The sequence below is a fragment of the Alphaproteobacteria bacterium genome (genome assembly GCA_005883305.1).
Lineage (GTDB): Bacteria > Pseudomonadota > Alphaproteobacteria > Sphingomonadales > Sphingomonadaceae > Allosphingosinicella.
Genome location: VBAC01000001.1, coordinates 2,138,107 through 2,159,182, shown reverse-complemented (window position 1 = coordinate 2,159,182; position 21,076 = coordinate 2,138,107). Strand labels below are relative to the sequence as shown.

22 protein-coding genes are annotated in these 21,076 nt (G+C 67.2%); 16 read left to right on the top strand and 6 right to left on the bottom strand.

What is annotated here, in order from left to right:
- Positions 1-53: 53 nt before the first annotated feature.
- From E6G92_10720 to E6G92_10690, 7 genes are all read left to right on the top strand, one after another.
- Positions 54-896, top strand: coding sequence for a tRNA glutamyl-Q(34) synthetase GluQRS (locus tag E6G92_10720; GenBank protein TMJ20197.1), 843 nt, complete (start codon positions 54-56; stop codon positions 894-896).
- 9 nt (positions 897-905) lie between these two features.
- The gene (locus tag E6G92_10715; protein ID TMJ20196.1) at positions 906-1,103 is read left to right on the top strand and encodes a hypothetical protein; all 198 of its coding nucleotides are present in this window, start codon (positions 906-908) and stop codon (positions 1,101-1,103) included.
- A 10-nt stretch (positions 1,104-1,113) separates the two neighbouring features.
- A complete protein-coding gene (locus tag E6G92_10710; protein ID TMJ20195.1) occupies positions 1,114-1,671 on the top strand; it encodes a cob(I)yrinic acid a,c-diamide adenosyltransferase in 558 nt (185 codons plus the stop codon).
- Positions 1,634-2,881, top strand: coding sequence for an ergothioneine biosynthesis protein EgtB (locus E6G92_10705; GenBank protein TMJ20194.1), 1,248 nt, complete (start codon positions 1,634-1,636; stop codon positions 2,879-2,881). Before E6G92_10710 ends, E6G92_10705 begins: the two co-directional genes overlap by 38 nt.
- Positions 2,871-3,815 carry an L-histidine N(alpha)-methyltransferase gene (egtD, locus tag E6G92_10700; GenBank protein TMJ20193.1) on the top strand — a complete coding sequence of 315 codons (945 nt, stop codon included), beginning with the start codon at positions 2,871-2,873 and terminating at the stop codon, positions 3,813-3,815. The genes E6G92_10705 and egtD overlap by 11 nt, the downstream gene beginning before the upstream one ends.
- A complete protein-coding gene (locus E6G92_10695) occupies positions 3,764-4,771 on the top strand; it encodes a UdgX family uracil-DNA binding protein (GenBank protein ID TMJ20192.1) in 1,008 nt (335 codons plus the stop codon). Before egtD ends, E6G92_10695 begins: the two co-directional genes overlap by 52 nt.
- Positions 4,772-4,858: 87 nt before the next feature.
- A complete protein-coding gene (locus E6G92_10690; protein TMJ20191.1) occupies positions 4,859-5,425 on the top strand; it encodes a hypothetical protein in 567 nt (188 codons plus the stop codon).
- 63 nt (positions 5,426-5,488) lie between these two features.
- Here E6G92_10690 and E6G92_10685 read toward each other — a convergent pair whose 3' ends face one another.
- The 4 genes from E6G92_10685 to E6G92_10670 form a co-directional block, all read right to left on the bottom strand.
- Positions 5,489-5,758, bottom strand: coding sequence for a hypothetical protein (locus E6G92_10685; GenBank protein ID TMJ20190.1), 270 nt, complete (start codon positions 5,756-5,758; stop codon positions 5,489-5,491).
- A gap of 207 nt (positions 5,759-5,965) precedes the next feature.
- Complete coding sequence (locus E6G92_10680; GenBank protein ID TMJ20189.1) at positions 5,966-6,955, bottom strand: NADP-dependent oxidoreductase; 990 nt, start codon at positions 6,953-6,955, stop codon at positions 5,966-5,968.
- A 77-nt stretch (positions 6,956-7,032) separates the two neighbouring features.
- The gene (gene fumC / locus E6G92_10675; GenBank protein TMJ20188.1) at positions 7,033-8,430 is read right to left on the bottom strand and encodes a class II fumarate hydratase; all 1,398 of its coding nucleotides are present in this window, start codon (positions 8,428-8,430) and stop codon (positions 7,033-7,035) included.
- 52 nt (positions 8,431-8,482) lie between these two features.
- Positions 8,483-8,965 carry a hypothetical protein gene (locus E6G92_10670; protein ID TMJ20187.1) on the bottom strand — a complete coding sequence of 161 codons (483 nt, stop codon included), beginning with the start codon at positions 8,963-8,965 and terminating at the stop codon, positions 8,483-8,485.
- A 92-nt stretch (positions 8,966-9,057) separates the two neighbouring features.
- On the opposite strand from E6G92_10670, the gene E6G92_10665 reads away from it, so the two are divergent.
- The 6 genes from E6G92_10665 to E6G92_10640 are packed head-to-tail and all read left to right on the top strand — an operon-like array spanning position 9,058 to position 14,620.
- Positions 9,058-9,435, top strand: coding sequence for a histidine triad nucleotide-binding protein (locus E6G92_10665; protein TMJ20186.1), 378 nt, complete (start codon positions 9,058-9,060; stop codon positions 9,433-9,435).
- 51 nt (positions 9,436-9,486) lie between these two features.
- Positions 9,487-10,389 carry a glycosyltransferase family 2 protein gene (locus E6G92_10660; protein TMJ20185.1) on the top strand — a complete coding sequence of 301 codons (903 nt, stop codon included), beginning with the start codon at positions 9,487-9,489 and terminating at the stop codon, positions 10,387-10,389.
- Positions 10,382-11,470 carry a radical SAM protein gene (locus tag E6G92_10655; protein TMJ20184.1) on the top strand — a complete coding sequence of 363 codons (1,089 nt, stop codon included), beginning with the start codon at positions 10,382-10,384 and terminating at the stop codon, positions 11,468-11,470. Before E6G92_10660 ends, E6G92_10655 begins: the two co-directional genes overlap by 8 nt.
- Before the next feature lie 35 nt (positions 11,471-11,505).
- A complete protein-coding gene (locus tag E6G92_10650; GenBank protein TMJ20795.1) occupies positions 11,506-12,309 on the top strand; it encodes a DUF3473 domain-containing protein in 804 nt (267 codons plus the stop codon).
- Positions 12,306-12,980 carry a methyltransferase domain-containing protein gene (locus E6G92_10645; protein ID TMJ20183.1) on the top strand — a complete coding sequence of 225 codons (675 nt, stop codon included), beginning with the start codon at positions 12,306-12,308 and terminating at the stop codon, positions 12,978-12,980. The genes E6G92_10650 and E6G92_10645 overlap by 4 nt, the downstream gene beginning before the upstream one ends.
- Positions 12,981-13,030: 50 nt before the next feature.
- Positions 13,031-14,620, top strand: coding sequence for an amino acid permease (locus E6G92_10640; GenBank protein TMJ20182.1), 1,590 nt, complete (start codon positions 13,031-13,033; stop codon positions 14,618-14,620).
- Positions 14,621-14,960: 340 nt separating this feature from the next.
- Here E6G92_10640 and E6G92_10635 read toward each other — a convergent pair whose 3' ends face one another.
- Positions 14,961-15,956, bottom strand: a complete 996-nt coding sequence (locus E6G92_10635) for an adenosine kinase (protein ID TMJ20181.1) — start codon at positions 15,954-15,956, stop codon at positions 14,961-14,963.
- Between the two features lie 434 nt (positions 15,957-16,390).
- Between E6G92_10635 and lnt the strand changes: the two genes are divergently transcribed.
- The 3 genes from lnt to E6G92_10620 all read left to right on the top strand — a co-directional run bounded on the left by lnt (position 16,391) and on the right by E6G92_10620 (position 20,549).
- Positions 16,391-17,881, top strand: a complete 1,491-nt coding sequence (lnt, locus tag E6G92_10630) for an apolipoprotein N-acyltransferase (GenBank protein ID TMJ20180.1) — start codon at positions 16,391-16,393, stop codon at positions 17,879-17,881.
- A 65-nt stretch (positions 17,882-17,946) separates the two neighbouring features.
- Complete coding sequence (locus tag E6G92_10625; protein TMJ20179.1) at positions 17,947-19,149, top strand: methionine adenosyltransferase; 1,203 nt, start codon at positions 17,947-17,949, stop codon at positions 19,147-19,149.
- Positions 19,146-20,549: a malonyl-CoA synthase gene (locus E6G92_10620; protein TMJ20178.1), complete on the top strand. Its 1,404-nt coding sequence runs from the start codon at positions 19,146-19,148 to the stop codon at positions 20,547-20,549. Before E6G92_10625 ends, E6G92_10620 begins: the two co-directional genes overlap by 4 nt.
- A 2-nt stretch (positions 20,550-20,551) precedes the next feature.
- Here E6G92_10620 and E6G92_10615 read toward each other — a convergent pair whose 3' ends face one another.
- A complete protein-coding gene (locus E6G92_10615; protein ID TMJ20177.1) occupies positions 20,552-21,046 on the bottom strand; it encodes a hypothetical protein in 495 nt (164 codons plus the stop codon).
- Positions 21,047-21,076: the final 30 nt, after the last annotated feature.

Sequence of the window (21,076 nt, the reverse complement as noted above, 5' to 3'; positions counted from 1 at the left end):
CCGGGTGACGCCGTCATGACACCATAAGCAGCGACTCGCGGTCAAGACTCCTCATGCAGCCGGTCACCCGATTTGCGCCAAGTCCCACCGGACGGTTGCATCTGGGTCACGCTTATTCGGCGCTGCTCGCGCACGATTATGCGCGCGAGCGGGAAGGATCGTTCCTGCTGAGGATCGAGGACATCGATCCGGGCCGTTCGCGCGCCGAGCATATCGACGGGATCCTGGAGGACCTGCTCTGGCTCGGCCTCGAATGGGACGGGGAGATGATCTACCAGTCGGAGCGCCTCGCGCTCTACGCCGCCGCCCTCGACCGGCTCAAGGCCGAGGGCCTCGTCTATCCCTGCTTCTGCACCCGCGCCGACATCGCCGCGAGCGCGTCGGCGCCGCAGGGGCCGGAGGGCGCGCCAGCCTATCCGGGGACCTGCCGCGGGCTGGCAAAGCCCGATCTCGCCGTGCCGCACGCCTGGCGCCTCGACGTTGCCGAGGCCGCGGCGCGCGCGGGCCCGCTCTACTGGATGGACGGCCACACCGAGGTCCAGGCCGAGCCCGGCCGCTTCGGCGACGTCGTTCTCGCCCGCAAGGACGCTCCGGCGAGCTATCATCTCGCGGTCACGGTCGACGACGCGGACCAGGGAGTCACCGACATCGTCCGCGGGCGCGACCTCTACGCCTGCACCGACATCCACCGCCTGCTCCAGGCCCTGCTCGGCCTGCCGACGCCGGCCTATCACCACCATGCGCTTCTCGCCGACGCGGCCGGCGAGCGCCTCGCCAAGCGCCACAATCCGCCGACGCTGGCGGCGCTCAGGGAGGCGGGGGCGGATCCCGTGGCGCTCGTCGAAGCGCTGCGCCGCGGCGAATTGCCGGCTGGATATTCGCTCGCGCGGAGCTAGAAGGCCGGCATGAAGTGGCCGATCGTCCTCCTGCTGGTCTTCTTCGCCGGCGCCACCTTGTTCATCCTCGTCAAGGGGGTGATCGGAATGGCGCAGCAGAAGGATTTCACTGGCGAGCGCTCGCAGCAGCTGATGCAGAAGCGAATCCTCTTCCAGGCGATCGCCATCGGCCTTGCCGTCCTTCTCCTGCTGATGGCCAGCAGCTAGGAGCGCCGCGCTGGTCCGGCTCAACAAGATCTACACCCGCACCGGCGATTCCGGGGAGACCGGGCTCGTCGACGGCTCGCGGGTCTCTAAGGCCGATCCGCGCCTCGCAGCGATCGGCGACGTGGACGAGGCCAATTGCGCGATCGGCGCCGCCCTGCTCGCGACGAGGAACGACGACGCCAAGGCAATGCTCGGCCGGATCCAGAACGAATTGTTCGATCTCGGGGCGGACCTCGCCACGCCCGCGGGAATCGAGGGCGCGCTGCGGATCGAGCCCGGCCAGGTCGAGCGGCTAGAGCGCGAGATCGACCGGATGAACGAGGATCTCGAGCCGCTGAGGAGCTTCATCCTGCCCGGCGGCGGGCCGGCGGCGGCGCAGCTGCACCTCGCCCGAGCGGTGGCCAGGCGCGCGGAGCGCTCGGCCGTGGCCGCCGCGGGCGCGTTGAACCCGGTCGCGCTCACCTATATCAACCGCCTGTCGGACCATTTGTTCGTTCTTGCACGTTGGGCGGCGAGAGAGGAGGGCGGGGATGTACTCTGGCAGCCCGGAGCGACGCGCTCGGCCTGAGGCGACTTCGTTGTCCGAGCGGTTTCGTGCGGTGCGGCAGCTGAGCCTCGACATCGCCGCACCGCTCTCCGACGCCGACGCAACGATCCAGCCAAATCCCGACGCCTCACCGGCCAAGTGGCACCTCGCGCACACGACATGGTTTTTCGAGACCTTCCTGCTGCGCGACCACGTTCCTGGCCACCGCGTGCACGACGAACGCTGGGCCTATCTCTTCAACTCCTATTACGAGGGGGAAGGCGAGCGCCACGCCCGGCCGCGCCGAGGAATGCTGAGCCGGCCTTCGCTCGACGAAATCCGGGCATGGCGCGAGGCGGTCGATGCGGCGATGCTGAACGCGATCGACGGTCTGCCAGCCGACCTCGTCGAGCTCGGCCTCAACCACGAGCAGCAGCATCAGGAGCTGATGCTGATGGACCTCACCGCCACGTTCTTCGAGAATCCGCTCCATCCGCCGGTGTGGGACGCAGCGCCGCCCCGCGCGCCTGCCTCGGCCCTCGGGGAGCATGAATGGATCGACCATCCGGGAGGCCTGGTCGAGATCGGCCATGATGGCGCCGGCTTCGCCTTCGATTGCGAGCGGCCGCGCCACAAGGTGTGGCTCGAGCCCTTCGCGCTGGCCGACCGGCCGGTGACCAACGCCGAGTGGCGCGCCTTCACCGAGGATGGCGGCTACGCCGATCCGCTGCTCTGGCTGTCCGACGGATGGGCTTGGGTGCAGGAGAACGCAATCGCCGCCCCGCTCTACTGGGTCGGCGAAGGCGAGCGCTTCGGCCTCGACGGGCTTCGGCCGATCGATCTTGCCGAGCCGGTCTGCCATGTCTCCTACTACGAGGCGGACGCCTTCGCCCGCTGGGCCGGGGCGCGGCTGCCGACGGAGGCGGAATGGGAGCACGCCGCCGCCTCGCAGGACCCCAATGGCGGCAACCAGCTCGACGAAGCCGGCCCGGTCCGCCCGAGCGCCCGCGACGGCGGGCTGTTCGGCAACGTCTGGGAATGGACCCGAAGCGCCTATCTCCCCTATCCCGGCTTCCGCCCCGCCGAGGGCGCGGTCGGCGAGTATAACGGCAAGTTCATGTGCTCGCAGATGGTGCTCCGGGGCGGCTGCTGCGCCACCCCGCGCGGCCACCTTCGCGCCAGCTACCGCAACTTCTACTATCCCCATCAGCGGTGGATGTTCTCCGGCCTTCGGCTGGCGCGTGACTCCTGATCCCGCGTTCAGGGCCGACGTGCTGGCCGGGCTCGCGGCGCCGGTTCCGGCGGTGCCCGCGCGCTGGCTCTACGACCGTCGCGGGTCGGAATTGTTCGAGCAGATCACCCGGCTCGCGGAATATTATCCCACCCGGACCGAAACGGCGATGCTGGAGCGGCACAGTGCCGACTTCGCCCGCCTCTCGGCCAAGGGCGCGGCGGTGGTCGAGTTCGGCTCGGGCTCCTCGGCCAAGACTCCCATCCTGCTCCGCGCGATCCGGCCCGCGGCCTATGTGCCGATCGACATCAGTGGCGATTTCCTGCGCGAATCCGCCGACGCGCTCGCCGCCGAATTTCCAGCGATCGCGGTCCACCCGGTCGAGGCCGATTTCACCAAGCCCCTGACGCTTCCGCCGCAGATCGCCGGCTTGCCGCGCCTCGGCTTCTTCCCGGGATCGACGATCGGCAATTTCGTCGCCCGAAGCGCGGTCGATCTCCTTCGGGCGATGAAGGAGACGCTGGGTGACGGCGCGCGCCTGCTGATCGGCATGGACCGGATCAAGGATGTCGACATATTGCTTCGCGCCTATGATGACCCGGCGGGCGTGACTGCGGCGTTCAACCTCAACCTGCTTCACCGGATCAATGCGGAACTCGGCGGCGACATACCGGTCGACGCCTTCCGCCACCGCGCGATATGGAACGATCCGCTGAGCCGGATCGAGATGCACCTCGAGGCGGTGTGCGAGGTTTCCTTCACGGTCGCCGGGCAGCCTTTCTCGTTCGCGCAAGGCGCCACGATCCACACCGAGAACAGCCACAAATACGGCCATCGCGACAGCCGCCTGATGCTCCGCGCCGCCGGCTGGGGCGTGATCGAGGAGTGGGTTGACGAAAAAGAATGGTTCTCGCTCCTCCTCGCCGAAGCCGAGCCGCCCCGCTTCGCGCCTTAGTTCCGCTCGGCGGTCTCTGCCCGTTCGGCCTTGCCAATCCGGTGCCGGCCTCCCCGGCGCTTCGCAGCGCGATTTCGATCCGGCATTCGGCCCGCGGATCGCTCGACGCATCGGTGGAGGTCATGCCGCAACGCCCGTTCGGCCTCGTCGGCGCGCGCCGATGCCGGCTTCCGAACGAGGCGGGCCGGATGAGAAGCCCTCCAGAAGCCGGGGGATGGGCTGCTGGAGGGCTCCGTTCTCGCCCCGGCGCGTCTCTCTCAATCGGCAACCGGTCTGGCATAGGCGTAACGATCCGCGATTCGCCCGGTTCCGCCGGGAGAAAGCCGGACGCCGCTGCGTTGGACCCGACGATGGCAGGATCGAATACCATGAAGGCGTGGGAGGCGCTTCGCGACGAGGCGAGCGGCTGTACGCGCTGCGATCTCTACAAATGCGGAACGCAAACCGTGTTCGGCGAGGGGGCGCTCGACGCTCGGATCATGTTCGTCGGCGAGCAGCCGGGCGACCAGGAGGATTTGGCGGGCCGGCCCTTCGTCGGGCCCGCGGGGCAGCTGTTCGACAAGGCGATCGAAGAGGCCGGGATCGACCGCAAGCGGACCTACGTCACCAACGCGGTCAAGCATTTCAAGTTCGTTCGGCGCGGCAAGCGGCGGATCCACGACAAGCCGAACGGCGGCGAGATCGCCGCCTGCCGCTGGTGGCTGGAGCAGGAGCTGGCGCTGATCCGCCCGCCGCTCACGGTCGCTCTCGGCGCCACCGCGGCGCGCTCGCTTTTCGGCAAGGTGGTGACGATCTCGGCGCTGCGCGGGCGCGGCCATGCCCTGGCCGAAGGCGGCGAGGCCTGGGTCACCGTCCATCCCAGCTTTCTGCTTCGCGTTCGGGACGACCGGGAGGCGCATTACCAGCGCTTCGTCGAGGATCTGCGCCGGATCGGAGAGCGGGCCGCGCGGGCTTAGGCTGGCGGCGGCGCCCATCGCCAAGCCCCCCCAATCTGTTGCGAAGCGGGCTTTTTCGGCTAGCCTTGGCCCGATGAGGGGGCTGGCATGACCGGATTCGAATATGCGCTGGCGCTGCTGTCGGTGCTCATCGGACTGACGCTAAGCGAGATCGCGACCGATTTTCACCGATTGGTCCGCAACGCCGGCACCGTCCGCTGGGACGGGCGGGTGCTGCTGTCGGCGGCGCTGGTGACCGTGGTCGTCGTGCGCATGTGGTTCACCTATTGGCGGATCAAGGACGTCGGCCTTGTACTCGTCTTCCCCTTCTACCTCTCGCTGTTCGCCGGGCTGATGGTCCTCTACATGCTCGGCGCGAGCTGCCTGCCCGAAGACCCGCCGGCCGATTGCGACCTCGGCGCCTTCTATGAGCGCAACCGGCGAAGCCTGTGGACCTTGTTCGCGGTGTTCCAGGCGGACTATTTCGCCCATGGGCTGTATTTCGCCGCGGGGGCCCCGCTCTGGGCGCGGCTGCCGGTGCTCTTGACGCTCGGCCTATATGTCCTGCTCGCCGCGGTGCGCACGAAATGGCTCCATTACGCGCTGCCGGCCGCGTTGCTCGCTTGGGAGCTCTATTACAATTGGGACCGGGTGCTCGGCGCGCCGGCGGGGTGATCCCGAGCAAGGGAGGACTCTTTACTCAATGGAAGACCGCCCATGCCAATCGAAGCCGGTACCCTAAGCCAAGGCTTCGTCCCCACCTTCGAGCGAGACGAATTGCCCGTGCGGGAGCGTCCAGCGGATCGGCTTGAGGGCGAGCAGGGCCGCGACCAGCAAGAGAGCGAGCAGGGACAGCAGCAGGTAACGCAGCGGCGAGAGCATGCGCGGATCGCGCGCCGCCACCAGCGTGAGGAGGAGGAGCAGCGCCCCGCCGCCCATCAGCGCATAGGCCGGATAATATTCGGGCCATGGGGTCTGAACGAATTGGGAGGCGAGGCCCAAGAGCATGGAAAAGGCGGCGATAGTTCCGGAACAGATCAATATATTCCGGTCGGAGAACATGGACATTGAGCGGCCCCGCAAGAAGAACACGACGCAGATAGGCGACATGTCTTTATCAGGACTTAATTTCTGCGCCTGTCAACGGCCTAGGCCAAGTTTTCGCACGATCGGCGGCGCGCAATCCGAGAAAAACCAGTACAAACCCCTAGGGGTCTAGAGACGCACCAGCATCTTGCCCATGTTGCCGCCGCTGAACAGGCCGAGAAAGGCCTCGGGCATGGCTTCGATGCCGTCGTGGATCGTTTCGCGCGAGGTCACCTGTCCGTTCGCGATCCAGCCGCCCATCTCGCGGTAGAACTCGCCCATTTCCGAGAGATAGTCGGTGTAGATGAAGCCCTGAACGCGGATCCGGGCCGCGATCACGCGCATGATGTAGCGAAAGCTCATCGGCGCCCCGGCATTGTAATTCTCGATCATCCCGCAGATCGCGAAGCGCGCATTCTGCCGCGCGGCGGCGAAGGCGGCGTCGAGATGATCGCCGCCGACATTGTCGAAATAAACGTCGATGCCCTTGGGCGCGGCTTCCATGAGCAGCTTCACGATCGGCCCGGATTTGTAGTCGAGCGCGGCGTCCGCGCCGAGCGAGCGCACCCATTCGCACTTCTCCGCGCCGCCCGCAGCGCCGATCACTGTCATCCCTTTAGCCTTGGCGATCTGGACCACGGCGGAGCCGACCGCTCCCGCCGCCGCGGAGACGAACACCGTGTCGCCCTCCTTGGCGCTCGCCGCCCGGAGCAGGCCGAAATAGGCGGTGCCGCCGGTCAGGCCGAGATTGCCGAGCCACTGATGGTCCTCGACCGGCAGCGGCGGCGCCTTGTTGAACGCCTCGGCGGGCCCCGCCGCCTGCTCGCGCCAGCCGGCCATGTGGAAGACGGTGTCGCCGACGCTGAAATTGGGCGAGCGGCTCTCGGCCACCTTCCCGACCGCGCCGCCCTGCATCGGCTCGCCGATCTGGAAGGGCGGGACGTAGCTCTTCACGTCGTTCATCCGCCCGCGCATGTAGGGATCGACCGAAAGCCACTTGTTCTCGACCCGGATCCAGCCGTCCTGAAGCTCCGGAAGCGGGGCCTCCTTGAGGGCGAATTCGTCCATCGTGGGCATGCCCTGCGGGCGCGACATCAGGTGCCAGGCGCGGTTGCTCATCTCGTCGTCTCCTCAGTGCGTGGGTTTCGGGCCAACGGCGCCCGAAGTCAAAAGGAGGTTAAGACTGCGCGCGACCGCTAGCGCCCGAGCATCGTCTCGGGCTTCACCACGCGGCCGAACGTCTCCTCGTCGACGAGGCCGAGCGCCACTCCGGCCTCCTTCAGGGTCAGCCCGTTCTTGTGGGCATGCTTGGCGATCGCCGCGGCATTGTCGTAGCCGATCTCCGGCGCCAGCGCGGTCACCAGCATCAGCGACTTGCCCATCAGCTCGGAGATTCGCCGCTCGTCCGGCTCCATCCCCTCGAGGCAGCGCGCGGTGAAGCTTTCCATTCCGTCGGCCAGCAGGTTGATCGAGCGGATCACATTGGCGCCGATCAGCGGCTTGAAGACGTTGAGCTCCATGTGGCCCTGGAGGCCGCCGATCGTGATCGCGACATGGTTGCCCATCACCTGCGCGGCCACCATCGTCAGGCTCTCGCACTGCGTCGGATTGACCTTGCCGGGCATGATCGAACTTCCCGGCTCGTTTTCGGGCAGCTTGAGCTCCCCGATGCCGCAGCGCGGGCCCGAGCCGAGCAGCCGGATGTCGTTGGCGATCTTGGAAAGCGAGACGGCGAGCACGTTGAGCGCGCCCGACAGCTCGACCAAAGTGTCGTGGGCGGCGAGCGCCTCGAACTTGTTCGGCGCGGTCTCGAACGGGAGGCGGGTCAGCTGCGCGATCTCGGCCGCGAAGCGCTCGCCGAAGCCCTTCGGCGCGTTGATTCCGGTGCCGACAGCGGTCCCGCCCTGGGCGAGCTGGTGGAGCCGAGGCAGCACCGCCTCGACCCGGGCGATCCCGGATTCGATCTGCCAGGCATAGCCCGAAAACTCCTGGCCGAGAGTCAGCGGAGTCGCGTCCTGCAAATGGGTTCGGCCGATCTTGACGATCCGGTCCCAGCTTTCCGCCTGGCCCTTGAGCGTTCGAAGGATCGTGTGCAGCGCGGGCAGCAGCCGAGCATCGACCGCCCGCGCCGCGGCGACGTGCATCGCGGTCGGGAAGCTGTCGTTCGACGATTGCGCCTGGTTGACGTGGTCGTTGGGGTGGACGGGCGACTTGCCCCCGCGCTGGCCGGTCAGGATCTCGTTGGCCCGCCCGGCGATCACCTCGTTGGCGTTCATGTTCGATTGAGTGCCGGATCCGGTCTGCCAGATGACCAGCGGGAACTGGTCGTCATGCTCGCCGCGAGCGACCTCGCCGGCGGCCTGCTGGATCGCCTCGCCGAGGCTCGCGTCCAGTGCTCCGTCGCGCGCATTCACACGGGCCGCGGCCTGCTTGACGAAGCCCAAAGCGTGGACGATCTCGGTCGGCATCCGCTCGCGAGGGCCGAACGGGAAATTCTCGATCGATCGCTGGGTCTGCGCGCCCCAATAAGCGTCGCTCGGGACCTCGATCTCGCCGAAAGAATCGCTTTCCGTACGGATGCCGCCAGCCGTCATGTCATTCCTGCTCGTGAACGCGTCGTGGGGAATCCGCGACGAGGCGGCGCTACTATTTCTTGCGGCTGAAATCCACCGAGACGACGTTGGAGCCGTCTTCGATCGGCTCGGCCGCGGGCGGATCGTTCTCGGCCCGCTCGTGCTCGTCGAGGTCGGTCTCGTCGCCCTGGGCCTGGAACTGAAGCGCGAAGTTGACCGCCGGGTCGACGAAGCCGGTGATCGCCGAGAAGGGAATGGCGAGCCGAGCGGGGGCCTGGTTGAAGCTCAGGCCGACCTCGAAGCCGTCGTCGCGCACCTTCAAATCCCAGAAGCGGTTCTGGATGACGATCGTCATCTCGTCCGGGAAGCGCTCGGTCAGGTGCCTCGGGATGTCGACTCCCGCGGCGCCGGTCTTGAAGGTGATGTAGAAATGGTGCTCGCCCGGCAGGCATCCGGTCGCCTCGACCTCGCCCAGCACCCTTCCGACGACGGCGCGCAACGCTTCCTGCACGATCTCGTCGTAGGGAATCAGGCTGTCTGGCGTCTCTTCGCTCATCTTGGTCGATCTGGTAGCGCTGTGGATAAGGGGGTCAAGCGGGTTGCGCACCCCTAGGGGTGGCGTTTTACGCTCCCGCGCAGGAGAATGCCATGCCGATCGACGCCACCTTGCCCTATGACGAGAGCAACATCTTCGCCCGAATCCTGCGCCGGGAGATTCCGGCGAAGAGGGTCTACGAGGACGAATTCGCGCTCGCCTTCCACGACATCAATCCTCATGCGCCGGTCCACATCCTCGTCATCCCCAAGGGCCCCTACGTCTCGTGGGACGATTTCTCCGAGCGCGGCAGCGAGGCGGAGATCGCGGGCTTCGTCCGCGCCGTCGGAAAGGTCGCCCGCGACTCCGGGCTGGTCGCGCCGGGCTACCGGCTGCTGGCCAATGTCGGCCCGCATTCGGGCCAGGAAGTGCCCCACCTTCACGTCCATCTCTTCGGTGGGCGGGGACTGGGGCCGATGCTCGCGCGGTGACTGACTTGGCCAATTGCGGCTCCCGCCGCGCGGGCGTAATGATCTGGGGCGATGCTGAACCCGCCGCCGAGTGTTGCAGGTCTCGCGCCGCCGCCGGACGCGGCGCGGGCGCAGTCCGGCGCCGCCGGCGTCTCCGTCTTCGTCCTGACCCGCGATGAAGAGGTCAACATCGCTCGCTGCCTCGAATCGGTGCGCTGGTGCGACGACGTGGTCATACTCGATTCGCTGAGCCGGGACCGAACGGTCGCGATCGCCAGTGCTTTTCCCAACGTGCGAGTGTTCGAGCGGCGGTTCGACGATTTCAGCGGCCAGCGAAACCATGGGCTGCACCAGCTCGGCTTCCGCCATTCCTGGGTGCTGGTGGTCGACGCGGACGAGGTGGTCGAGCCACAGCTGGCGGTCGAGGTAACTGAGATCGCCCGGCGCGGCGCGGCAGTCGCCGCCGACGTCTTCCTCGTCCGGCGCAAGGTGTTCATGGATGGGCGCTGGGTGCGGCGCAACATCACGAGCGACTTCTGGATCGCCCGCCTGATGCGGCCCGGCAAGGTCCGCTACGAGGGCGCGGTCCACGAGCGGCTCCGCTTCGACGGCCGATCGGGGCGACTGCAGGCTGCGCTCGAGCATCATCAGTTCAGCAAGGGCGTGGACGATTGGCTGGCGCGCCGCCTCCGCTACGCCCGGCTGGAGGCGGAGGCGCGCGCCGCCGGCCTCTATCCGCGCGGCCGCGCCGGCGATCTGCTCAGCCGCGATCCGCTCGCGCGGCGCGCCGCGCTCAAGGCGCTCTACACCCGCCTGCCCGCGCGCTGGCTCGTCTATCTGGTCTATAATCTGCTGTTCAAGCTCGCCTTCCTCGGGGGCAGGGACAGCTTGCGCTATATCCTGCTCGAGGCGCACAGCCAGCGCTTCGCCGCCCGCCGTCCGGGAGCGGCGGTGGAGGGCCGGGCCAATGCTTGAGCTGCTGAAGCACGTGCCGCCGCTGGTGCTGGAGCACCGGCTGACCGAGCTGACCTATTTCACCACCGACATCTGCAACATGAAGTGCAGGCACTGCTTCGTGAACGACGCGCTGAATCGAAAGCAGCCCCATCTCAGCGTCGAGGAAATCAGCCGGATGTCGGCGCATATCCCGGCGATGCAGCGAGTCCATCTCGGCGGCGGCGAACCTTTCACCCGCGCCGACCTCGGTGAGCTGGCGGTGCGCGTCTCCAACGAATGGCGCGCAGGCGTCGTCTGCGTGCCGACCAACGGCTGGTTCACCGACCGCATTCTGGCGGGCATGACGCATTTCGGCGAGCATGGCCGCGGCAATCTGCGCCTCCATTTCTCGATCAACTCGGCCGATCCGGTAGAGATGGATCGCTTCACCCAGCTCGAGGGCAGCTTCGCGCGCTGGCGGCGCTCGATCGACGCGGCGCTGAACCTTTCCGTTCGTTTCCCGCAGATCACCGTGGTCGCGCTCGCCACGTTCAACGAGCACAACCAGCACAATTTCGAGACGCTGATCGATTTCCTCCACGACGATGTCGGGGTCGAGGATTTCAGCTTCCAGCTGGTCCGCACCCATGGCGATTACGCTCCCGCGCTCGACATCGCGCGCTTCCGCGAGATGAACGCTTATTACTTCCGACGCTGGAACCGGCAGAATCCGGTCCTCGCCAGCTTCCGCGAGGCGACGCGCGAGCGCAGCGCCGACTATTTCCAGGCGCCGCGCTACGTGAAGCGCTGCACCTCGGGCAAGATCCGCGTCGTCATGTCGCCCGCCGGCGACGTCTATCCGTGCGAGAAGCTCGGCTATCCCAATCTCGGCAAGATGGGCGCCTGGCGGATGGGCAATGTGCGCGATTTCGATTACGATGTGAACGCGCTGGTCCGCAGCCCCAAGGCGCGCGCTCTCTATCGCCGGATCGTCGACGGCCATTGTCACTGCGACCACAATATCGATCAGAGCCTCAGCCTGCTTTCGACCGGCGCCTTCCGCGGCCGCGTGCTGAAGCGCGCGGCTCAGCGGCTGGCGGCGGGAGAGCCGGCGGCATGAGGCCCGCGCTTCCGGCCGCCGGCGAGACCGGACCGATCACCCACGCCATGTCGATCGACGTCGAGGACTGGTATCACAGCCTCGATCCCGATCCCGCGAACTGGCCGGCCTACGACCACCGCATCCTTGCCTCGACCCGCAAAATGCTCGACATTTTCGAGCGCACCGGCACACGGGCGACCTTCTTCGTGCTCGGCCCGGTCGCCGAGCGCGAGCCCGGCCTGATCGCCGAAATCCACCGCGCCGGCCACGAAATAGCCAGCCACGGCAGCGAGCACCGCATGGTCTATGCCCAGAGCCCGACCGAGTTCGAGGCGGACGTGCGCCGTTCGGTCGCGGCGCTTGAGGCGGCCACCGGGGTGGCCCCGCGCGGCTATCGGGCGCCCTGCTTCTCGATCACCAAGCGGTCGCTTTGGGCGCTCGAGATACTCAAGGCGCTCGGCTTCAGCTACGATTCCAGCATCCACCCGGTCCACAATCCGCGCTACGGCATCGCCCGCGCGCCGCGGCTGCCGCATCTCGCCGCGCCGGGTCTGATCGAGGTGCCGATCTCGACCTTCCCGCTCGGATCGCTCAACCTGCCCTGCGCCGGGGGAGTCTATTTTCGCACCTTGCCCTGGTTGCTGCTCGAGCGGATGTTCCGCCGGCTGGAGGGGCGCGGGGAGCGGATCGTCTTCTATTTCCACCCGTGGGAGCTCGATCCCGGGCAACCGCGGATCGCCGCGCCCTGGCCGCTCAGGCTCCGCCACTATCATGCACTCGCCGGCTCGGCGGCAAAGTTCGAGCGGCTCTGCCGGACGTTCCGCTTCGGAACCATCTCGGAGGCGGTGGGCGCATGAACTCGCCCGAACTGATGGCCCGCCTGTTCGATGCCAAAGCGGCGGATTTCGACGGCATCTATTCGCGCCGCAAGAATGCTGCGCGCCGCGCCTGGGATCGACTTACCCGGCGCAATATCCACGATCGGCTCGCCTTCGCGCTCGACCGGCTGGAGCCGGTCGCGGGCAAGGCGATCCTCGACGCAGGCTGCGGCTCGGGCCGCTATTGCGTCGAACTGGCGCGGCGCGGCGCTGCGCGGATCGTCGGGCTCGATCTCTCTCCCCGGATGCTGGCCATGGCGCGAACGCTGGCTGACGCGGCCGCCGTCGGGGGCCGTTGTGACTTCGTCGAGGGCGACGTTCTGAGCTTCGCACCGGCCGAGGGGTTCGACGCGGTCGTGGCGATGGGCTTCTTCGACTATGTCGAGGCGCAAGAGGAGATGCTGCGCCGACTGGCCGCGCTGTCGCGCGGGCCGATCGTCGCGTCCTTCCCCTGCCTGTGGGCCTGGCGCATTCCGGCGCGCTGGCTGTGGTGGAAGCGCAAGGGCTGGGCGATCACCCTTTCGACCCGCCGCCAAGTCCTCGCCTTGTGCGCCGCTAGCGGCCTCGACGTGGTCGAGCTGAAGCGCGAAGGGCCGCTCTACCTGCTGGTCGCGACGCCCGCCGATGAGGGCTTGCCCACGGCGAATTAGAGGCTAGGCTCCGCCGCACAACGCAAAAAGCGGAACCAAGGGGACAGTGAATGGCAACGGCAGCACCCAGCGGCTTTCTTGCGCGAATTCTCGCGCGCAAGAGCGTCGCGTTGGTCCAGGAAGAGACGCGGACGAGTGAGCTCAAGCGGTCGCTCGGCCCGTGGAACCTGGTCTTCCTCGGCATCGGCTGCATCATCGGCGCGGGCATTTTCGTGCGCACCGGCAACGCCGCGGCGCTCCACGCCGGGCCGGCCGTCCTAATCTCCTACGCCATCGCCGGAATCGTCTGCGCCTTCGCCGGCCTGTGCTATGCCGAGCTGGCCTCGACCCTGCCGGTCTCAGGATCGGCCTATACCTACAGCTATGCGACGATCGGCGAGTTCGCCGCGTGGATCATGGGCGCCCTGCTGCTGCTCGAATATGGGCTCGCAGCCTCGGTCGTCGCGGTCGGCTGGTCGGGCTATATGGTGAGCCTGCTGGGCGACATCGGAATCCACATCCCCGCGGCGCTCACCGGGCCCGCGGGCCATCATCTTCAGCAGGACGGCGTCGACGTGCTGGTCAACGGCGCTCCGGTGGTCTTCGTCTTCAACCTGCCCGCCTTTCTGGTCTGCGCCGCGCTCGCCATGCTGCTCTGCATCGGCGTCTCGGAAAGCGCGAAGTTCAACAACGCCATCGTGGCCATCAAGGTCACGGTGCTGGTCGCCTTCATCCTCGTCGGCGGCTTCATCATCCTTTCGAATCTGCCCCATTACACGCCGAACTGGGACCCGTTCATTCCCGAGCCCACCGGCAGGGACGGTGAGTTCGGCTGGAGCGGAATCCTTCGCGCCGCTTCGATCGTCTTCTTCGCCTATATCGGCTTCGAGGCGGTCTCGACGGCCGGCCAGGAGGCCAAGGATCCGGGCAAGGACATGCCGTTCGGGATCATCGGCAGCCTCGTCGCCTGCACCGTCATCTACATCCTGGTGTCGATCGTCCTGACCATGATCGTCCCCTACCAGAGCCTGAACGTGCCCGATCCGGTGGCGGTGGCGGTCGACGCCTTCGGGCCGCAATGGGCGTGGTTCGCCAAGACCGTGAAGGTCGGCGCGATCATCGGCCTGACCTCGGTGATCCTCGTGCTGATGTACGGCCAGACCCGAATCTTCTACACCATGGCCCGCGACGGCCTGCTCCCCAAGGTGTTCGCCCGGGTCCACCCGAAGTTCCGCACGCCCTGGATCAACACCCTGCTGGTCGGGATCATCGTCGCCTTCGCCGCCGGCTTCTTCGACATCAACAGCCTCGGCGACATGACCTCGGTCGGAACGCTCGCCGCCTTCGCGGTCGTCTGCCTTTCGGTCATGTGGCTTCGCAAGACCCATCCGGAAATCCCGCGCGGCTATCGGGTCCCGCTCTATCCGGTGGTTCCGATCCTGGGCATCGCCTCCTGCCTTTGGCTGATCACGACCGTTCCCGGATACGTGCTGATGATCTTCCTGTGGTACACGCTGGCGATGATCCTCCTCTACTTCGTCTACGGGATGCACAATTCCGAAGTGCACAAGGGCCGCGCGGTCGCCGCGGACGGCGATTTGCCGATCTTCCCGGAGGACGCGCCGACCGACGCTTCGGGCGAGCCGACCGTCCGGCCGTAAGGGGTCATCGATCCGGAATTCGGGAAAGGGGAGCTTCGGCTCCCCTTTTTCGTTGGCGGCTCATGGCAACGAACCCACCTTCGCCCGCGCCGGCGCAACCGACCCAACCCCAGCCGGAAGTCGCGCCGCCCGGCCCCGACATCGACGTGCCCTCGCCGGCGCCCGCTCCTCCGGAGCAGCCGCGCGTTCCGCCGCCGCCTGGGTGAGGAATTAAGCAGATCGGGCTGATCGTCATTGCGAGGAGCGAAGCGACGAAGCAATCCAGAGTGCGGAGGCGCCGCGCTGGATTGCTTCGCTACGCTCGCAATGACGAGCCAATTCAGACGCGCCCGATAACGCCTTAGCCGAACCGCGCCGCCGCCAGCGCCTTGAGATCCGCTTCCGGCCGGGCGCCATAATGGGAGATCACCTCGGCCGCGGCGATCGCGCCCAGGCGGAGGCTCTCCTGCAGGCCGCGGCCCTGCGCCTGGCCGGCGAGGAAGCCGGCGGCGAACAGGTCGCCGGCGCCGGTCGTGTCGACCACCGCCGCGACTGGTTCGGCGGCGACTTCGGCGCGCACCCCGCGCTGGACGGCGATCGCGCCCTTCTCGCTGCGGGTGACGACCAGGGTCTCGACCTTGTCCTGCACCGACGAAACGGCGCTCTCGAAATGCGGCACGCCGGCCAGCGCCTGGATCTCGGCCTCGTTGGCGAACAGGATGTCGATCTTGCCGCCGTCGATCAGGCCGTTGAAGCCGTCGCGGTGGCGGTCGATGCAGAAGGTGTCGGAAAGGGTGAAGGCGACCTTGCGCCCCGCCCGGCGGGCGACGTCGATCGCCTTGACCATCGCGTAGCGCGGAGTCTGCGGATCCCACAGATAGCCTTCGAGGTAGATCGCCGCGGCGCCTTCGATCTGGGCCTCGTCGAGCGCCTCGACCGGCAGATGCTGGGCGGCGCCGAGGAAGGTGTTCATCGTGCGGTGCCCGTCCGGGGTCACCAGGACCATCGATCGCGCCGTCGGAACGCCGAAATCGGCGGGCGCCGTGGTGAACTCGACGCCGGTGGCGGTGAGGTCGTGGATGTAGAATTCGCCGAGCTGGTCGGGCGCGACCTGGCCGACGAAGCCCGCCCGCCCGCCGAGGGCGGCGATTCCGGCGGCGGTATTGCCCGCCGATCCGCCGCTGACCTCGCGTGCCGGCCCCATATGGTCGTAGAGCCGAACCGCCTCGTCGGCGTCGATCAGCCGCATCATGCCCTTGGTCAGCCCCTCGGAGTCGAGAAAGGCGTCGGTCGCCTCGGCGATGATGTCGACGATGGCGTTGCCGATGCACAGGACATCGAGGCGGGTCTCAGGCATGAACGGCTCCGGCTTTCGGGGAAAGCGCGCCGTTAGCCGCCGGCGCTGGCGGCGGTCAATGGTTGGAGCAAGAGCGCCACATCAACCATGTCCTCATCCTGAGTAGCGGCTGAGCTTGTCGAAGACGCGTATCGAAGGACAGGCTCAGTCCCTCCTCAAGGATGAGCGAGAGAATGATTCGAACGCGGCACCTCAAAAAAGCCTTCCCTACAGCATACCGCTTATGTTCTATCCTGCCGGATGAACTCCCCGCTCGAATCGCCCGCCTGCTTGTCGCTGGGCTTGGCCCCCGTTTCCGCGGCCGTGCGCCCCGCGGGCGGCCCTGCTTCGGCCCGGCCCGTAACCGACTGTTGGCAAGCCTCAACTTCCTCAACTTATTCTCCGTCCGCGAGCGCGCTTGACGGTCCCGGCGGCGCCTCGGTAGCGCCGCGAAAATGAAGGCCCTTCTGCTCTCCCTCCTCGCGGGCCTCGTCTCGGCGCTCGGCTTCGCTCCGCTGGGCCTGTGGCCGCTGACGCTCGCCGCCTTCGCCGCCTTTCTCTGGCTGGTCGGCGAGGCGCCCTCGCTGCGCTCCGCGCTCGCGCGGGGATGGTGGTTCGGAGCCGGGCAGTTCGCGCTGGGGCTCAACTGGATCGCCACCGCCTTCACCTATCAGGCGGCGATGCCGGCCTGGCTCGGCTGGCTCGCGGTGGTGCTGCTCTCGCTCTACCTCGCCGTCTATCCCGCGGCGGCGGCCGGCCTCGCCTGGCGTTGGGGAAGAGGGAGCGCGCCCAAGCTGGTCCTAGTCCTCGCCGCGGCCTGGATCGTCACCGAATGGCTGCGCGGCACCTTGTTCACCGGCTTCGCCTGGAATCCGGTCGGAGTCGCCCTTCTTCCCACCGGCGCATCCTGGCTGGCGCCGATGATCGGAACCTACGGCCTTTCCGCCGTGGCGGTTCTCGCGGCGGGCGCGCTGCGCCTCGCGCTGGGCAATCTCGGCGGCAAGAAGGCGGCCTGCTGGCTGGTCCTCGCGATCTTCGCCGGCTCCGGCCTCGCCTGGGCGCTGAACGCAGCGCCGTCGGGCGAGCGCGGCGCGGCGATCCGAATCGTTCAGCCCAATATCGGCCAGCAGAACAAGTGGGAGCCGGGCTACGAGGAGGAAAATTTCCGGCGGCAGGCGAGCCTTTCGGGCCGCCCCGGCCCCGAGCCGCGGCTGCTGCTCTGGCCGGAAGCGGCGACTCCCGATTTCCTCTCCGTCGAACCGGGCGCGCGACAGCGCCTCGCCGCGCTGCTCGGTCCGCGCGACCTGCTGCTGCTCGGCGGAGTCGAGCCGGTCTTCGGGCCGGACGGCCATGCGGCGGCGGCCTATAACAGCCTCTACGTGTTGACTCCCGGCAGCGAGCTGCGCGGGCGCTACGACAAGGCGCACCTCGTTCCCTATGGCGAATATTTGCCGATGCGGCCGATCCTCTCGGCGATCGGGCTGTCGCGGCTTGCCCCGGGCGATCTCGATTTCCGCGACGGCCCGGGGCCGCGCACGCTCGATCTCGGCGTCTTCGGCCGCGCTGGAATCCAAATCTGCTATGAAATGATCTTCTCCGGAAACGTCGTCGATCAGGCACACCGGCCGGACTTCATCTTCAATCCGTCGAACGATGCCTGGTTCGGCGCCTGGGGCCCGCCCCAGCACCTCGCCCAGGCGCGCCTCAGAGCGATCGAGGAGGGGCTGCCGGTGCTCCGGGCGACGCCGACCGGCATTTCCGCCGTGATCGACGCGCAGGGGCGCCTCCTCCACAGCCTCGCACTCGGCCAGGCGGGCGCGATCGACGCGCGCCTGCCGCTGGCCGCGCCCCCGACGCCGTTCGCGCGGTTCGGCAACCTCCTCTGCTTTGCTTTCGCTCTGCTGCTCGTCGCAGCGGCGATTGCAGTGGAGCGCAAAAGGCGCTAGCGCGCACCGCACATAAAGATATCTTTATATCCGCAATTCCCCTTCACGAAGGACCGAGCCCAGCAATGCGCAGCAATTATCTCTTCACGTCCGAATCGGTGTCCGAGGGCCATCCCGACAAGGTCAGCGACCAGATTTCCGACGCCATCGTCGATCTGTTCCTGTCCAAGGATCCCGAGGCGCGCATCGCCTGCGAGACTCTGACCACGACCCAGCTCGTCGTGCTGGCCGGCGAGATCCGCTGCAAGGGCGTCTACGAGAACGATCGCTGGGCTCCCGGCGCCGAGGAGGAGATCGAGCGGACCGTCCGAGCGACGGTCAAGCGGATCGGCTACGAGCAATCGGGCTTCCACTGGGAGAGCTTCCGCTTCGAGAACAACCTCCACGGCCAGTCGGAGCATATCGCGCAGGGCGTCGACGAGAAGGGCAACAAGGACGAGGGCGCCGGCGATCAGGGGATCATGTTCGGCTTCGCCTGCGACGAGACTCCGGACCTGATGCCGGCCACGCTCTATTACAGCCACAAGATCCTCGAGCGCATGGCCGCCGACCGCCATTCGGGCGCGGCCCCGTTCCTGGAGCCCGACGCCAAGAGCCAGGTGACCCTGAAGTTCGAGGGCGGCAAGCCGGTCGCCGCCACCGTGGTGGTCGTCTCGACCCAGCACGCCAAGGGCTACGACCAGGGCGACAAGGAGGCCGAGCTCCACGCCTATGTGAAAGGCGTCGTCGCAGACGTCATCCCGGCCGACTTGCTCTCGAACGACACCCAGTATCATATCAATCCGACCGGCAGCTTCGAGATCGGCGGGCCGGACGGCGACGCGGGCCTCACCGGGCGCAAGATCATCGTCGACACCTATGGCGGCGCGGCGCCGCACGGCGGGGGCGCGTTCAGCGGCAAGGATCCGACCAAGGTGGACCGCTCGGCCGCCTACGTTACCCGCTACCTCGCCAAGAACGTCGTCGCCGCGGGCCTCGCCAAGCGCTGCACGATCCAGCTCAGCTACGCGATCGGAGTGGCCGAGCCGCTGTCGCTTTACGTCGATCTTCACGGCACCGAGCTCAACGGCGCCACCGCGGAGAAGCTGGAGGCCGTGCTGCCGACCTTGGTCCGCTTGACGCCCAAGGGCATCCGCACCCATCTCGGGCTCAACAAGCCGATCTACCAGAAGACCGCGGCCTACGGCCATTTCGGGCGCAAGGCCGAAGGCGATCTGTTCAGCTGGGAGAAGACCGACCTGGTCGATCGGCTGAAGGCGGCGGTCTGACCGGGAATCTCTACGGCCTGTTTTCCGCGGCCGCCGAGGCGGCGGGGGACAGGCCGGCCTTCATCGAAGGCGACCGGATTCGGCTGACCTATGCCGAGCTGGACCGTGCGGTCGGCGGCTATGCCGCGGCGCTGGCTCGGCTTGGCGCTCGGCCCGGGGAGCGAATCCTCGTCCAGGCGGAAAAGTCGGTCGAAAGCGCCCTGCTCTATCTGGCCAGCCTCAAGGCCGGGCTGGTCTACGTCCCGCTCAACACCGCCTATACAGCCGTCGAGTTGGCTTGGTTCGTCGAGGACTCCGAACCGGCTTTGGTCTTCGCGTCCGGCCACCGCGCCCTTGACGATCTCGAAGGCGAGGCCGCCGAATTCGAGACGGTCCCGCGCGGACCGGACGACCTCGCGGCGATCCTCTACACCTCGGGAACGACCGGGCGCTCCAAGGGGGCGATGCTCTCCCACGACAATCTCGCGTCGAACGCTCTGGTGCTGAAGGATGCCTGGCGTTGGCAGGCGGGCGACGTGCTGATCCACGCGCTTCCCATCTATCACGTCCACGGCCTGTTCGTGGCGCTTCATGGCGCGCTGCTCAACGGCTCGGCGATGCTCTGGCACTCGGCCTTCGAGTCCGACGCGGTGATCGACGACATGGCCCGCGCCACGATCCTGATGGGCGTCCCCACCTTCTACACGCGGCTGCTCGCCAGTCCGCTCCTGACCCGGGAGGCCGCGGCGAACATGCGCCTGTTCGTCAGCGGTTCGGCGCCCCTGCTCGATGCGACCTTCCGCGAATTCGAAACGCGGACCGGCCACCGCATTCTCGAACGCTACGGCATGACCGAGGCCGGGATGATCTGCTCCAACCCCTATGAAGGCGAGCGCATTCCCGGCACGGTAGGCTATCCTCTCCCGGGCGTCGAGGCGCGCATCGTCGATGAGGTGCTTCAGATACGCGGCCCCAATCTGTTCAGGGGCTATTGGCGCCAGCCGGAGACGACGGCCGAGGAGATGCGGCCGGGCGGCTGGTTCGTCACCGGCGACATGGCGACGATGGCGCAGGACGGGCGAGTCTCGATCGTCGGCCGCGCCAAGGATCTGATCATCGCCGGCGGGCTCAATATCTATCCCAAGGAGATCGAGCTGGCGATCGACGCGCTTGCCGGCGTCGGCGAAAGCGCGGTGATCGGCGTGCCCCATCCCGATCTCGGCGAAGCGGTCGTCGCGGTGGTGACCCGGACGGACCCTTCGCTCGACGAAGCTGCGATCCTCGCCGGAATCGCCGATCTCGCCCGCTTCAAGCGGCCCCGCCATATTCTCTTCGCTGACGCGCTGCCTAGGAACGCGATGGGCAAGGTTCAAAAGGCGGCGTTGCGCGAGGCGCACAAGGGCCTGTTCGGAAGTCCCTGACTCTACTTTTTGGCCTTCGCTCGGTGCCGGAGCACACCCCACTCCGTCAGGATGTCCCGAACACGCCTCCCGAGAGGCGTCGGCGAATAGCGAGTGCCTTGATAACGACCCTTGAAAGGACCGTTTGACACCATCACTCGCTGCCTATCGCAGAGGATCTCCAAGGGCGACTCCTGCCAGGGAGCAAACTTGCGCAGCGCTTTTGAAAGTGCGCCGGTCGCATTGCGTAACGCCGGATCAGACTCACCATTCTGATCGAACCACGTGTTACCCCCGTTCAAAACGAACTCAAGTGTTTCGAGGCGCATAGGCTGGTTCGAGCGCGGCCTGATCCATTTTGCGATCGCTTGAGCGCGGTCCTCGAACTCCCTTTCTGCGCTTGGCAAGTCGGGCACCTTTTCAATCTGAAATACCTTAGCGTTTCGGCTCAAGCCCTTCACGGCTTCCAAAATCTCAATGTGCTTCCCGTCCTCGCATTCAAGCTGAACTATCTTCATCTGGCTTCTCCTTTGCATTTTTATATGAGC

Coding starts and splice junctions, on each gene's coding strand:
- E6G92_10720 (TMJ20197.1), top strand. CDS start 54: ATGCAGCCGGTCACCCGATTTGCGCCAAGTCCCACCGGACGGTTGCAT.
- E6G92_10715 (TMJ20196.1), top strand. CDS start 906: ATGAAGTGGCCGATCGTCCTCCTGCTGGTCTTCTTCGCCGGCGCCACC.
- E6G92_10705 (TMJ20194.1), top strand. CDS start 1,634: ATGTACTCTGGCAGCCCGGAGCGACGCGCTCGGCCTGAGGCGACTTCG.
- E6G92_10695 (TMJ20192.1), top strand. CDS start 3,764: ATGGTTCTCGCTCCTCCTCGCCGAAGCCGAGCCGCCCCGCTTCGCGCC.
- E6G92_10690 (TMJ20191.1), top strand. CDS start 4,859: ATGACCGGATTCGAATATGCGCTGGCGCTGCTGTCGGTGCTCATCGGA.
- E6G92_10685 (TMJ20190.1), bottom strand. CDS start 5,758: ATGCTCTTGGGCCTCGCCTCCCAATTCGTTCAGACCCCATGGCCCGAA.
- E6G92_10680 (TMJ20189.1), bottom strand. CDS start 6,955: ATGAGCAACCGCGCCTGGCACCTGATGTCGCGCCCGCAGGGCATGCCC.
- fumC (TMJ20188.1), bottom strand. CDS start 8,430: ATGACGGCTGGCGGCATCCGTACGGAAAGCGATTCTTTCGGCGAGATC.
- E6G92_10670 (TMJ20187.1), bottom strand. CDS start 8,965: ATGAGCGAAGAGACGCCAGACAGCCTGATTCCCTACGACGAGATCGTG.
- E6G92_10665 (TMJ20186.1), top strand. CDS start 9,058: ATGCCGATCGACGCCACCTTGCCCTATGACGAGAGCAACATCTTCGCC.
- E6G92_10660 (TMJ20185.1), top strand. CDS start 9,487: ATGCTGAACCCGCCGCCGAGTGTTGCAGGTCTCGCGCCGCCGCCGGAC.
- E6G92_10655 (TMJ20184.1), top strand. CDS start 10,382: ATGCTTGAGCTGCTGAAGCACGTGCCGCCGCTGGTGCTGGAGCACCGG.
- E6G92_10645 (TMJ20183.1), top strand. CDS start 12,306: ATGAACTCGCCCGAACTGATGGCCCGCCTGTTCGATGCCAAAGCGGCG.
- E6G92_10640 (TMJ20182.1), top strand. CDS start 13,031: ATGGCAACGGCAGCACCCAGCGGCTTTCTTGCGCGAATTCTCGCGCGC.
- E6G92_10635 (TMJ20181.1), bottom strand. CDS start 15,956: ATGCCTGAGACCCGCCTCGATGTCCTGTGCATCGGCAACGCCATCGTC.
- lnt (TMJ20180.1), top strand. CDS start 16,391: ATGAAGGCCCTTCTGCTCTCCCTCCTCGCGGGCCTCGTCTCGGCGCTC.
- E6G92_10625 (TMJ20179.1), top strand. CDS start 17,947: ATGCGCAGCAATTATCTCTTCACGTCCGAATCGGTGTCCGAGGGCCAT.
- E6G92_10615 (TMJ20177.1), bottom strand. CDS start 21,046: ATGAAGATAGTTCAGCTTGAATGCGAGGACGGGAAGCACATTGAGATT.